Below are 13,699 nucleotides of genomic sequence, written 5' to 3'. Positions count from 1 at the left end.
GGGAAGAACAACGATCAAAAAGCGTAATTGAAACTGACACTTGTGGAGCGGCCACTGATAGCCCGTCCGCGTACTATGTCTCCAACTTCTGCGTAAGACTCTTCAACTTCGGTAACAACAAATTCATCGGTGAGGTTGTTTACATTAAAGGAAACGGTAAGGTCTTCTGTCAGGTAATAAGAACCAAACAGATTGACCAGGACATAACCTTCCTGTTTCAACTGGTTGGAGTCAGAAACAAAATATTCTGTAGACCCTTGGAGGCTTGCACCAAATGTAAAGTCATCGCCAAAGTTATATTGCGGTGTAATCGTGTAAATGAAATCAGCTTGACGGCGCGGCGTATTACCTACGACAGAACTGTCGTTGGCATCTTTTGAAATTTCGGCATCGGTCCAGGTGAGGTTTCCATTTACGGAAAAGTCTCCATAACTGTAGGCTGCTTCCAGCTCGACTCCTTGGGCTTCATACTCGCGTACAAACGTTAAGCCGCTAGTGATTTCTGCATTGGTCTCTTCAGTGACCGTATTGAAGTAAGTTGCAAAGAAATCCAGATCGCCGGTTGAGAGTTTGTATCCAATTTCCAGCTGGTCCACAGAGTCGAAGCCATCGGTGGTGTCGGTTAGGCTTCCGTCACTGTTGAGGGCGCCGCTAATTTGTAGAAGCCGATCGGCAATTGCTCGGCCACCCTCGCTGTAGCGGGCAAAAATAGCCATGCTGTCGTTGAGAATATAATTTCCACCGAGAGAGAAAGAGGTGTTGTCTGCATCGTAGTCAACGAGCTGGGTGGATCCATTGGCCATTGTGATGACGCCGCCGGTGAATCCAAAAGCATCGGAAGCGCTAGCACTTTCCACATCGCTGATAATACCATCGCCATTCAGATCGTAGTCTGTATCACCACCGCAGCAGCTGGAAACCAGGGAGCCTTTGGCGTTGACCATATCGTGGCGGGCGCTGACATCGAAGGTAAAGTCGCCGATGTCGATCGCCACATTCATATAGGGTGCATAAGTTTCATATTCCAGGTCCCAGGCCCAGGAAAGAAAGCTTGCAGACCAGACCCCATCATCTACCAGTACATCTCCGTTGGCATTGGCAGTTATGGTGAGGTTTTCAGAATTGCTGCCGTCAACAGTTTGAACTAGGGCATTCCAACTATTCCAGCTGGTTTTGATATTTTGGTTGGAGTAATAGAACCCACCGGAAACAACAATATTATCGCCAATTAATTTATCGACTTTAAAGTCGTTAACTATCAGACCCAAATCGTGTATTTCTGTATCAAAGAGCAGGTCGACATAGGCGAGGCCTTCGGCCTCTTCACCATTGGCATAAGCCACCGTTGTGCCGGCGCTACAGTCTATGGCCTCTCCGCTACTGCCTACGGCATTTGCACAAATGGTATCAGCCATATCCTGTGTGGATTGTGGTCCGTAATCGCCGAAAGTATCGGTAAAGGGGGAAATAAAGCTGCCGCTAACATCAGAAATTCTGAATTTGTCGGTAACAGTCCAGCCATCATTAAATTCGAATTTGGTTTCAAAGCCATAGGCTTCCACCAGTGATTCGATACCGTCGGATAAGTCGCGGGTTACCGGATTGCCGTAGGCATCAAAAGTGGAAATGTATCGATAATTATCGGAATGCAGGGTTTGGCTGCTGGCATCGAAGTTGGCAACCGTGCCGAATTCACCATCGCCTTTATAGGTTACAGGGCCAGGAAGATAAGTTGTTACCCGGTCATCGAGATGTTTGTAATAGAGGCGGACATAACCGTTATCAAACTCTTTGGTGAGGTTGGCCTTGAGTTGGCCGCCGGAATCCCCATCAAAGCCGGTCTCGCGGATGCCTTCCCCCTCTCTTAAAAATCCGCCGACATAGAATCGCAAAGAATCATTCAAGTGGTGGCCATAGCCAAAGTCCAGGCGGGATTCATCGTAGTCCGCACCAAACGAAAGTCCTACATTACCACCTTCTTCTTCGCCGGTATTGCTGATCATATTGATCACACCGCCAGGGGAATTACTGGCAAAGGTGGAGGCAGAGCCGCCGCGTACGCTTTCTATACGTGCGAGAGAGGAGTCGGTGCGAACAAAGTTGTCAGTGTTACCGAAATTAATATCGCCGTATTCTAATACAGGCAATCCGTCTTCTTGGATTTGCATATATTTGGAGCCGCCAGTTGCCAGGGGAATACCCCTAACGGTGATATTTGCATTGCCGCCGCCACCGGAGGATTCCGCCCGAATACCGGGTAAGCTGCGGAACAGCTCTGCGGTAGAGCGCGGGGCGTACTTCGCCATTTCCTCAGTGTCCAGTGCACTAACGGATACGCTGGATTCCATCTTGGTAACCGGTCGGGCGGTTGCGGTAACCATCACCTCTTCAATTTCCGGCATTTCCTCAGCTGTTGCCGGTACCGCAACGCTGGAGGCCATGGCAACTGCCAGGGCTATGGAGTGTGGTTTAAAGTGTTTCTGTGTCTCTGAACCTGCTTGGAAGCCCTCTGCAATCACGGCGCTCTCCTCAATCATCTCTTATGGTTATTAGATTTTTCACGGCCCGTTCTCTGCGGGCTCGAGACTCTCTTCCTGTTACCGCATGGGTGGGACCTCTCCCCGCGAACACATTTATTAAATCACTGTGGTTTAATAAAGGCAATACGAAAATTTGCAGAATTTACGCAGTGGAATCAGCAAATAGATAAGTAAACCAAGGGGAAGTAGTGATTTTCGCGGTATCGATCTTTGCTTTTGGTGACAGCGCTGCTTGTCTTTCTAAGTAGCACTGGTTGCGGGAGAAGGGGATAAGGGGCAGTAGATGCTTCTGGTGAGCATCTACCTAAGGATTTGGTTGCGATTCCTGCCTGCTAGTCTTTGGCCAATTCCAGTTGTCCATCGTCCATAAACTCGATGCGTTTGGGGTCGCAGATACCGCCGATAAAATTGCCCTCGGCATCGTCCCTATTAAAAGCCAGCAGATACCAATGTTGGTCCGGCCCCTGGATAACCCGGCCGGAATAGAGTGATCCCTGCTGGTCTGCGCCGATAAAGCCATCTCCAACCACTTCGTATGGGCCATTCAGATCATCGGCGACAAAATATTTTGTGCCAGTCAGTGGTGTACCCTGCATGGATTGTCGATGGGCAGCGCTGTGGAACTTTGTCGATACTGAGCAGAATAAGTAGTAGCGGCCATGGATGTATTCAATTTGCGGTACTTCCATTTCGCCATACCAGCCGGGAGCCAGTACCGGTTGCCCCACTTTCCAGTGAATTAAGTCCGTTGAACTGGCATAGCCAACTGCGCCACGCCCATCAGGGCTGCCCTGGTTACAGCGCGCAGTGAGATACATATGGTAGAGATTCTGCGTGGGGTCTTTAACGATCCATGGGTCACGCCAGGATGCATCGTGCCAATATTCAAGGTTCAGGCCATCGTAGAAATTGGGATCTAATTCCACCAGGGGGTTGTTGGGGTGTTTTTCCCAGTGTAATAAGTCCTTGGAAGTTGCCAGGCAGACCCGCTGAATCAGGCCTTTCTCCGAGTATTTAGTACCGGTATAAAACATATACCAGGTATCGCCTTCTCTGTGTACACAGCCGGTCCAGGTAGTGTAAGAGTCTGCAGCTTCCTCACTGGCGGTTGCAGTTCGAGGTGAGGGTTTTAATGCATCCTGGAGCGTTGTCCAATGAATAAGGTCCGTAGAAACGGCATGACCGACAGATACATTCCAATGGCGCAGCTCAGGATCGCCCAGTGATTTATCGGCTTGAAGGTAAAATACATGGTACTGGTCGCCGTCCTGCGCGAACCAAAAATCCCATACCCATTTATTATCGAGATTAAATGCCATGATATTTACCTCATTAGTGCTGATTGGAAATTTGCCGGTGAGTTATTACTTTGATTATTCTTAAGGAGCCCAGAGTTATTTTTATGCTTTTCTGGGGTTCCAATTAAGGCGCAATCAGGTAGATATTCTTCCTGGTATTCCGCCCTTTAATAGAACTGTTTTATCCGGTGCAAAAATTGAGTAAAAAGGCAGAATCGCACCGCCTGTGGCGATAGCGTCGACTCCAATTTTTCCACTGACAATTTTGGGCGCAAATACACCTGAAGGCGCCACCTGCTTTATTCTGCGAGAAATCATTTCGACCAGTTCGTCTAATAAAAAGCGGGGTAAATGCGCATCGACAATAATAGCCTCCAGGTCCAGCACGCTGATTGCCGATAGAAATGCATAAACCAGCGCATCTGCACAGTCGTCCAGCCATTCTTGGATCTGAGGGCGGGCCTGGTCCATCACTGTTTCAAGTTCGGAAGTGCTGGTAATTTCGATGCCGCACTCTCGTAAATGTCTGCGCAGCCCAAATAGTGAAGCGCGATTGAGGAGTAGCTCAAATGCCCCTTGATTTTCAGGGGTGCTGCTAAGTTTTGAGGGGGGCACTGGCAGGGAAACCAGGTTGCCCGCATTGCCATGGACGCCGGTTTCCAGGCTGCCATTTAATACCAGGCCTCCACCGATAAAGGTCCCGATATAAACGTAGAGAAAATTGGATATGTCCTGGCCATTGCCAAACTGCAATTCAGCAACAGCAGCAGCGGAACAGTCGTTCTCGAAGAAAACCGGCAGGTGTGTGCGCTGAGCAACTTCTTCAGCAAAGTTAATTTCTTTCCACTGGGCCGCGAGCTCTTTGCTCATATTGAGCTCTTCGGTCCAAGCGCCGATAAACCAGGGCATAGCGATACCCACGCCCACTAGTTTCCCTCTGTCTTTAGCGGGTAGGGTATCAGTAAGTGCCTGGAGGCCCGATTCAATTTTTGCCAATAAAAATTCGGGCTCCGGGAATTCAAACTCGTGGCAAATTTTCTTTAGTACTGTGCCACCAAAATCCATTAGTAGCAGCTCGATATTGCGCCGTCCCACCTTGATGCCGACAGAGTAAGCACCAGTAGGGTTAATAACGTACATAATCGAGGGTTGGCCTTTGCCGCCCAGTCGGCGCCCCTCTCGCATTACCAGCCCTGCGCTTTCCAAATCATCGACAATCCGGGTAACCGCCTGAGCGGTGAGGTCAGTTTGGCGCGCTAGGTCGGACTTGGAGGCTGCGCCAGTCTTCCGCAGGGTTGTAAGCACCACTCGCTCGTTATAACGGCGTAAACCACTGGAATTGCTACCTTTACCCATCCGTGCCCCCTGAGATGAAACGTGATCTGATCCGGCCACTGATTGTCCGATTCTATTGTTAAAAGTGTAACTTTAAAGCCTTTGCTTAGTCTATTGACTTCGTTGGTACTAAGATCAGAGTTTATATAACCTATTGATTAATATAACTTTTTTTGTTTGTTGAAGCTTGGCTTTACTTAATTAAATCACTGTGATTTAATTTTCGGCCAAGTTCAAGCAAATCATTCTAAAAATACGCTGCTAGCAGTGAACGAGGAAGTTATGCCGGTCGATTTTGGTCTCCACCCAGTCGATGCGACCATTCTGGTCGTCTATTTCGTTTTCACCATCGCCCTTGGGCTCTTCCTAAGTCGCCGCCACGATACTGCAGAGGATTACTTCCTCGCTGGGAGGAAAATGGTATGGCCCTTGATTGGCTTATCCCTGTTCGCTTCCAATATATCGAGTACCACTTTGATCGGCTTAGCCGGAGATGCTTACAGCACTGGCATAGCGGTCTTTAACTATGAGTGGATGGCGGCGGTTATCCTGGTTTTCTTTGCCGTTTTCTATCTGCCCACAATTCTTCGCTCGCGCATTTACACGATGCCGGAAATGCTTGAGCGTCGCTTTAACAGCACCGCGCGCACTTATTTTTCGGGATTGACTATTTTCCTGAATATTGTGGTTGATACTGCAGGTAGCCTCTATGCAGGGGCCCTGGTAATGAAATTGATATTTCCTGAATTACCAATTTGGACCACGATTTCAATTTTGGCGGTGATCGCGGGTATCTACACCATCTGTGGAGGTTTGGCTGCGGTTATTTATACCGACACCATTCAGGCGCTGCTGTTGATATTTGGTTCAATCCTGATCAGTATTTTTGCCCTGGATCGCGCAGGAGGTTGGGAAAATGTTGTATCCCAGGTCTCGGCGGAACAATTGAGTCTGATACGGCCCATTGGTGATTCGAGCGTACCCTGGTTGGGGCTAATTACGGGAGTCACTTTGCTGGGCTTTTATTTCTGGTGTACTAACCAATTTATGGTGCAAAGGGTACTCAGTGCAAAAGATGTTAATCACGGCCGCTGGGGAGCCTTATTTGCCGGTCTGCTCAAACTTCCCGTGCTGTTTATCATGGTTCTGCCTGGCACTATGGCGATTGTTATTTTCCCCGAGCTAGAGCGCGCAGATATGGTTTATCCCACTCTGTTATTTGAGCTGTTGCCTGTTGGTATCCTGGGGCTAGTGTTGGCAGGTTTTGTTGCTGCACTAATGTCACAAATTGATTCCACGCTTAATTCAGCTTCCACGCTGGTGACCATGGACTTTGTGCGGAAGTTTTTTCCGGGCCTAAACCAGCACCAGTTAATGCGTGTAGGTCAGCTGGTCACCTTTATCTTTATGATACTTGCCGTACTTTGGGCACCACAAATTGAGAGTTTTGGTTCCTTATTCCAGTATCTGCAGAAGGTACTTTCCTATGCAGTTCCCCCTGTACTGGCACTTTTCCTGATCGGATTCTTTTGGCGTGGTGCTAACTCCAAGGGAGCTATAGCTACTTTGCTGTTAGGCACCTTGGGCGGTGTTGGCCTCTTTTTTGTCAATGAAGTCTTCGACTGGACAAACTTACATTTCCTCTATATTGCTCCAATTTTATTTGTCTTCTGTTCACTGGTATTGGTGATTGCCAGCCTACTTTATCCTACTAAGATTAGCGAAGAAGCCAAATCTTTCACTTGGTCTAAAAGTGATTTTGACACTGAGACCGTATCCCTGAAAACGCAGCCACTATGGAAAAACTATCGAGTTCAGTCTGTGCTACTGCTTGTGGTTACTGCGTTGGTGGTGGGTTCGTTCTGGTAGCGCGAAGTCAGATTACTTCTATTTTTCACCCCACAGGATGGAAAACTTAAACAATAAAGGCAATACAGGAGGGTTGGACACGGACGAAGTTGACAAAAGGTTGTACTCAGATAGTTGTATCCGTTTAAAAGAATAATCTTATAAAGAAGGTGTTGACTATGAAGTATTTCGTCACAGCGATGTTAGGTTTATTGGCTTCTGTGCAGATTAGTGCAACAGAAAATATTTTGGATCAGTACTTTAATACATCAGATAATGGTGGGACCCTAAGGTACGATACAATATTTCAGTATGGTAAGAGTGGGAATGGTAGCGATTTCGATATGTGCGATAGCTATGTTACCACCCGAATCCCTGGAGATAAGATCACCGCTATAACCAGTTTTAGCGGTGATGAGAGAATCAAAGGGTTAAAACTCGAATACTTATATGCAGGAGATGAGGAGGTTGGTAAAACCACTATCTCCGGGTATCGAAAGTTGCTTGGTGCTACCGAATATATTCAGGGTTGGCGCTTCTATAAAAAGCGCGATGGCAATATTTCCAGGATTCGAGTCTACTTGAAAGACATGGCTGATAACTCAACCCGTGATATTACCTTTGGAGGTAATAATGGCTGGTATAAGTGGGAGGAATACCATCTAAGTATTGGAACCCGGTCAGTAGTTGGATTTGCTGGTACTGCGAGTGATAGTAAAGTTTGGAGTATTTACCCTTGCGTTGCGGATCGTTTGGAATTGGTGGAATCTGGCGTAGAGATTCACTGGGATCAGATTGTGGAAACCCCCAACAATACCAGGACATTCTTTGGTGAGAGATTACTTGAGAACTCTGGCAGTATTGCCCAACACGACAGTACAGAAGTCTGGTATACCGACGGGAAGAGTGAAACAGATACCTGGACTAATACTATGGGTATTTCGGTTACTGCTGGAGTTAGCTTGACCGAGGGTTACAAAGTCGGTGTTCCCGGCACTGTTGAAAATAGTGGCTCCATTACATTCAGTTTTTCTGAGACTTTTAGTGTTTCAACGACCGTTGGGGAAACATCGACCAAAAGCAACCAGGAAACTGTTAAAGATGCCATGCCATCTAATGTACCCGCCTATGGATTGATGATGGCGCGGATGATGGTGGAAAATAGCGAGGTTGAAGTTCCCTATACCACAACGGTCATGAATCCCCATAATGGTGATGAGTTCGAGTTGTCAGGAGTTATCAAAGGTTCCAGCTATTCCAATGCGCGGAAACGCTGGGATGAAGTGGGGCGGGCCTATCCGACTCGTTATGAGATATACCAGAGTTATGCTTGGGTGATCGAGTACTATGGGTTGGAAAATGCAAGTTTGATAGATGATCCGGATATTTTTTAGATTGATATTGATAAGAATTGACTGGCCCAAATTATAAAGGGCCAGTCAATCATATGAGATTTGGCTACTCATCATGAAACCGGATTGAGCCTAAGCGAATCCTGTCATCTTCACATCCGTAATAACTAAACTTTACAGTTTTCTGGGACATATAAGCGGAAAGCAGAAAAGATACTTTGGTGTTGTATATGGCAGAGTCGTCATTGATAAGAAAAAAGGTGTTTTTGCTCACGCAGCTCACCTCGGTCTCTGGATTGACAAATCCTCTAAGTCTGACATCTACACCATTCGAGTGTACTTTTAAGTAGTAAATTTGCGCCTTCTCTGTCCAAGCGGCATCGCTGATAAGTGGCAGTGTAAATGGGATACTCAAAAGTAAATATATTAGAGACTTCATCCTTGATTCCTTACCAATTTATAAGTGGTAATTAAACCTTTGCTCTCCATGTTGGTTAACTACATCTTGTAAAACTATAGCAAATAAAGTCACTTGAATAAGTCGCGCACTGCGTCGCAAAGTACTTTTCGGAGTGGGTATTAACGCCCATTCTGGCACCAAAATAAGGCTTCCAGTTTGGGCGTGAATAAATCGAGGTCAAAAGAGGGATATCACGCAGTAGTGGCTTCTGGCAGTTTCAGGTCATCCTTATGAGTAGTTTGAGATGTATTAGGACTAAACAGTTTCTGTGATAGCAAAGCAGACATAAATGCCAAGACAAATAAGGCGCTAAACACCATTCCGCCAGTAATAACCGCAGCTAGACCGCGATAGATAGCTGCGCTACTTCCGGGGTTAAGCACTAAAGGGATATTGCCAAAGATACAGGTAATTGTTGTAAGCATAATGGGGCGGACACGCAAGCTGGCAGCCATATATATCGCCTCCAATTGATTGGCTCCGTTTTGCAATGACTTATTAAATTGGTTGACGAGTAATATCGCATTATTAACTACCAGTCCCATTAAGATTACAAAGCCGATCATGGTTATTACATCCAGGCTTTGGGGGGTAAATAGATTTAAAATTTGTAAGCTAATCATTCCGCCTGCAAATGATAAGGGTACAGCACAGAGTACTGCTGCTGCTAACTTTGCGGACCTTTGGGCGAAATACATTAATAAGGCCAATACTGCGATAGCTGCTGCAAAAATTTTCAGGAACTCACTGAGGAACAAGTTGAGTTCATTGGCGCTACCTCTAAACTGTGTATGAAGATCATTGTAGGAACTTTCTGATAGAAACTCTTTCACAGATTGATCAACATCCTCGACAAATGACTTCATGGCAACGCCTTCGGGAGGAGTTAAGTTTATTGATGCACTCACTTCCTGGCCGACACGAAGTATACTGGCTGGCGCTTGAGTGATTTTGGCGTCGGTCAATTCACGTAGAGGAATAAAGCCGTGACTGTTAATCAGTATCTCTGTATTTAGGAGCGTCTCAAGATTTTGCGGTTCTCTTGCTTTAAAGTAAAAAGGAAGAGTGTTGGTTCCCGTATAGAAGTACCCAATATATATTCCATCGGTTAAAGCCATCAGATGATGATTTAATTCCGATATTGTAATACCTAAACGAGCTAATTGTACTAGCTTGGGTTGGAATTCAATACGAACCGCTCTATTTTGAAGTGCGCTTCCCTCTTGAATTTGCGCTTCTGGAAATTCTAAGCGTAAATGACTCATCAGCTCACTTCCCGCCATCTGTAGTCGAGATAGCTCTGCCCCTTTGATATCTAACTGGCTAATACGGTTGTTGGGTAGGGCAAACCTTAATAAACCACCTTGCCTGAAATGTATTCGAGTCCCAATTAGTCCAAAGAGAGCTTTTTCATTTAGCCAACTCTTTAGTTCTTCAAAATCCCAGTCCCCTTTTGTGTATAGATAGAGATTGCAATTATTTGGGTTGCAAATTATTCCATAGGTTGAAACTTGGTTCTCTATTTCTTCTCTATTGGCTGTGATTCTATTTACGACCCGTTCCCCAATTTCATTTTTTATGGTCTCTGTAGATAAAGGACTTTCAAAGTTGATATAAACAGAGACCATATTTTGTTTAGGGTCTGGGAGGACATCAATGTCAGGGATGGAAAAGAAGGTAGCGATGAGTGCGACGGGTAATCCTAACAAAATCACAGTGGAGGCTAGCTTAGGATTGCTTGCAGAACGGATAGAAAGCTTCACCCACCATTCAAGCACCTTATTGATTTTAATACTACTGGATCCCTCCTCAGAAATTGCTGCTTTTCCAAGTAAGTGTCTGGCCAATGAGGGTAGTATTAGTAGAGCAAACAATAGTGATGCTAATAATGCGCTTGAAATTGTGAAGGCCAGGTCTTGAAAAAGCTGCCCTGTTGCTGACTGCATAGCAATAATGGGCAGGAACACGATAACACTGGAGATTGTAGATGAAACTAATGGGCCCGAAACTTCTTTGGTTCCCCGCGTGATACTTTCCTGAATATTTATACCCTGCTTGCGCAGTCTTTGAATGTTTTCTACGACAATAATTGCTGCATCGACCATTAACCCGATAGAAAGTGCAATCCCTGCAAGTGAAACAACGTTCATGCTTCTATTTCCAAGATACATTCCCAGAACCACCAGAGAGATACAAATGGGAATGCTTAGAAATATTAGGGTTAGAGTTCTGGGGTTACGTAAAAACCAATAAATGACCAGGCAGGCGAGTAGTGATCCCAGCAAGAGGCTTCCGTATACCAGGCTGAGGGAATTCTGAATACCCGTGGAGTCATCCCGGCTTATGGCGAGCTTCATCCCCAATCGATTTAACTCTCCGTCATTTAATTCTTCTATTGTTGATTTGAGCTGGGCGATAGTTTCTAGAACATTGACATTTTCGGTAGGGCGTAGGTAGAAGTATAGAGATCTATTGCCTTCAAGGGCAAAATATAACCAATCTGAAGCTACACGCTCTTTTACCGAAGCAATATCCGAGAGTTGAATGATTTGGCTTTCTCGTGTTGCGATAGGTAGCGTTGAAAGTTCCTCTAGTGGGATCTGCCCCTTAAAATGAAGGGCATAATCTTTTGATCCAATTTTTAGATTTCCTCCCGAGCGATCCGTTAAATTGTTTAGATTTTCGGTTATCTCACTAATGGTTAAAGAGTACCGAGTCATCTTTTCTGGATCGAACTCAATATCGACCCTTTGGGCAGTGGGTGTGCCGGCCTCTTCAATGGACTGTACACCAGGAACTTTGCTAAAGGCTGGCTTTACATGATTTATAAACGCGTCGATTAATTTAAGTTCGCTAGCTGGCTTCTCAGAATATAGGAAAAAGGATCCAAGCGTAGCCCCTGCACCATTTGCAAAATTGAATACATCCGGTGTGCGAACTTGTGTTGGCCAATTGGGTACTTGGTTGATTTTGGAGAGGACCTCAATATACATTTTCTCCATATTTGCCTCCGAATGGAAGTCAATTACGGTCCAAGCCCAGCTACTATTAACATTGGTTTGCAATTCTTTTAGGTGGCTTAGGCTGGAGAGTTCCTGTTCTAGCGGAGCAATTAGTATTTGTTCTATTTCTTCTGCGGTCTTTCCTGGCCAGGAGGTTGCGAGTGCAATTTGTGGGCGATTAATGGATGGGAGTAGGGCGTTTGGTAAATTTATCCCGGCTATAACCCCGGCTATTATTAGGGTAAAGGTACAACAGATGATAATTGAGCTGTATTTCTCCAGGGACTTCATGTGTTTTCCCTCTTTGTAGGAGTAACGGCTTCATTGAGCTGTAATCCTTCGTAACCCAGTACAATCAAAAGATCGCCAGGAGCAATACTTGAACGTACAACAAAGTAATTATCGAGAGTATCTATTATTTGCACCCTGGTACTAACTGCTCTTTGGTCGTTGTCTAGAGTCCAAACCTTATATTGTCGCCCATTCTCAAGAATTACGGCGTCACTAGGAATTCTAGTAATGTATTCTTGCTCGCTATGACCCGCGAAAGGGGTAAACATAGTTATTTCAAATCGCTGCCCAACCAGTAAGGATTTGAATTTTTGTCTGTTTACTTTAAAGTAGAGATTAAAGTTCTGTGTTTCTGGGTTTACTATATGGCTGATATTTCTGAGTTCAATATCTTGCTCCTTAATTTTGAAGGTGCTATTGCTTAGCAGGCTTTCTTTATTTATGTGTTCTTCAGGGAGACTACATTCAATTTGGTTTTCAGTTAGTGGGAGTAACTGCATAATTCTTTGTCCTGGATTGAGGTTTTCTCCAGGATTAGCTTCTATGCTTAAAACTTGACTATCGGTTTTTGCGTAGTGCAGTAGTCGTTTAGAACGATATTCAGCTGTATTTAGTTGTTGTTCGAGTCTTTGCTTGGTTAATTGATAGGTGTCCACATTGAGCTTAAGGTTATTTAAATGAGACTGAGAAACCATGTCGGCTGAGCGAAGTTTCTCCAGTCTACCTAGTTCTTCTTCTGCATAGTTAAGCTGGCTTTGTGTTAATTCAATATCGGTGCGAATGATCTTCATTTGCTGGGAGAGATAAAAGTCATCCTGGGCTGCTACTAGCTCACCAGCTTTGATAATGGAGCCAACAGGCTTTATTTCTATAAGTTCAGCATCTGAGTGACTAGATATTTGATGTAAGGCAGGGGATGATACAGAGCAAAATAACTTTGTTCTAATAGCTTGCTCCCAGGGTTGTGCTGCTTCTACCAGTACTGTGCGGCTATCGTTGGCAAGGCTATTGGAGCCAATAATTAACAGAATAGGTGGGATGCTGCCCATAAAGAGCTTTTTAATTTTACTGTTTCTCATCCTGAGGCTCTGGTCGGTTTTATTTCTGAGTTAATTGCTTAAGCGCGGTAATTAGTATTTAAAATTAAAGAGACTGAAATGCCTTTAGTATTATATTTGACTAAAAGGTATTTGGATGAGCTATTTGCTGCAATCTCGGTGCGGTAAGATGAAATCTACAAGGGGTGAGTTGTTCACGTTCAGAATTTTATAAAATGTCAACTTTCACAATGGATGTCTTTGGCGCCAATAACTAGGTTTTACTGCATATATTGCAGTGCTTATATGCTCAGCTGGAAATGACGGCAGGAGTGGCGTTGTGAATTTCAGAGTGACTTGCCTGCTCGGGTTTTCTATCGGCGTAGTTTGAATAGGTGTGTTTGCAACTTACTTAAATGGTAAAGATGTGCCGATATTATAAGACTTAAATAATTAGCTTTAATAATTTGGTCAGTAAAATGTATCTAGGTCTGAGGTGGCCAGGTGTTAGGCTAATTGGTGTTGTGTTAATCGGG

At 45.1% G+C, this 13,699-nt stretch carries 7 protein-coding genes; 2 read left to right on the top strand and 5 right to left on the bottom strand.

Annotation, left to right across the window (positions count from 1 at the left end):
* Positions 1 to 14: 14 nt before the first annotated feature.
* From ACJJIS_RS14345 to ACJJIS_RS14335, 3 genes are all read right to left on the bottom strand, one after another.
* Positions 15 to 2,519 carry a TonB-dependent receptor gene (locus ACJJIS_RS14345; protein ID WP_475708390.1) on the bottom strand — a complete coding sequence of 835 codons (2,505 nt, stop codon included), beginning with the start codon at positions 2,517 to 2,519 and terminating at the stop codon, positions 15 to 17.
* A gap of 353 nt (positions 2,520 to 2,872) precedes the next feature.
* The gene (locus tag ACJJIS_RS14340; RefSeq protein WP_444932670.1) at positions 2,873 to 3,859 is read right to left on the bottom strand and encodes a glycoside hydrolase family protein; all 987 of its coding nucleotides are present in this window, start codon (positions 3,857 to 3,859) and stop codon (positions 2,873 to 2,875) included.
* A 114-nt stretch (positions 3,860 to 3,973) separates the two neighbouring features.
* Positions 3,974 to 5,194 (bottom strand): ROK family transcriptional regulator, encoded by a 1,221-nt coding sequence (locus ACJJIS_RS14335; protein ID WP_444932671.1) that lies wholly within the window; start codon positions 5,192 to 5,194, stop codon positions 3,974 to 3,976.
* 246 nt (positions 5,195 to 5,440) lie between these two features.
* Between ACJJIS_RS14335 and ACJJIS_RS14330 the strand changes: the two genes are divergently transcribed.
* Together ACJJIS_RS14330 and ACJJIS_RS14325 are read left to right on the top strand one after the other, a co-directional pair.
* The gene (locus ACJJIS_RS14330) at positions 5,441 to 7,042 is read left to right on the top strand and encodes a sodium:solute symporter (protein ID WP_475708389.1); all 1,602 of its coding nucleotides are present in this window, start codon (positions 5,441 to 5,443) and stop codon (positions 7,040 to 7,042) included.
* 158 nt (positions 7,043 to 7,200) lie between these two features.
* Positions 7,201 to 8,415 carry a hypothetical protein gene (locus ACJJIS_RS14325; protein ID WP_475708388.1) on the top strand — a complete coding sequence of 405 codons (1,215 nt, stop codon included), beginning with the start codon at positions 7,201 to 7,203 and terminating at the stop codon, positions 8,413 to 8,415.
* Between the two features lie 609 nt (positions 8,416 to 9,024).
* Here ACJJIS_RS14325 and ACJJIS_RS14320 read toward each other — a convergent pair.
* Together ACJJIS_RS14320 and ACJJIS_RS14315 are read right to left on the bottom strand one after the other, a co-directional pair.
* Positions 9,025 to 12,126: an efflux RND transporter permease subunit gene (locus tag ACJJIS_RS14320; RefSeq protein WP_475708387.1), complete on the bottom strand. Its 3,102-nt coding sequence runs from the start codon at positions 12,124 to 12,126 to the stop codon at positions 9,025 to 9,027.
* Positions 12,123 to 13,205: an efflux RND transporter periplasmic adaptor subunit gene (locus ACJJIS_RS14315; RefSeq protein WP_444912558.1), complete on the bottom strand. Its 1,083-nt coding sequence runs from the start codon at positions 13,203 to 13,205 to the stop codon at positions 12,123 to 12,125. Before ACJJIS_RS14315 ends, ACJJIS_RS14320 begins: the two co-directional genes overlap by 4 nt.
* Positions 13,206 to 13,699: the final 494 nt, after the last annotated feature.

Source organism: Microbulbifer maximicatervae (SeqCode) (assembly GCF_056231245.1).
The sequence above is the reverse complement of the archived record's forward strand: the minus strand, read 5'-3'. Positions and strand labels throughout refer to the sequence as shown.

Excerpts from the sequence above, each read along its gene's own strand:
- ACJJIS_RS14340 (WP_444932670.1), bottom strand. The coding sequence starts at position 3,859 with ATGGCATTTAATCTCGATAATAAATGGGTATGGGATTTTTGGTTCGCG.
- ACJJIS_RS14315 (WP_444912558.1), bottom strand. The coding sequence starts at position 13,205 with ATGAGAAACAGTAAAATTAAAAAGCTCTTTATGGGCAGCATCCCACCT.
- ACJJIS_RS14325 (WP_475708388.1), top strand. The coding sequence starts at position 7,201 with ATGAAGTATTTCGTCACAGCGATGTTAGGTTTATTGGCTTCTGTGCAG.
- ACJJIS_RS14320 (WP_475708387.1), bottom strand. The coding sequence starts at position 12,126 with ATGAAGTCCCTGGAGAAATACAGCTCAATTATCATCTGTTGTACCTTT.
- ACJJIS_RS14335 (WP_444932671.1), bottom strand. The coding sequence starts at position 5,194 with ATGGGTAAAGGTAGCAATTCCAGTGGTTTACGCCGTTATAACGAGCGA.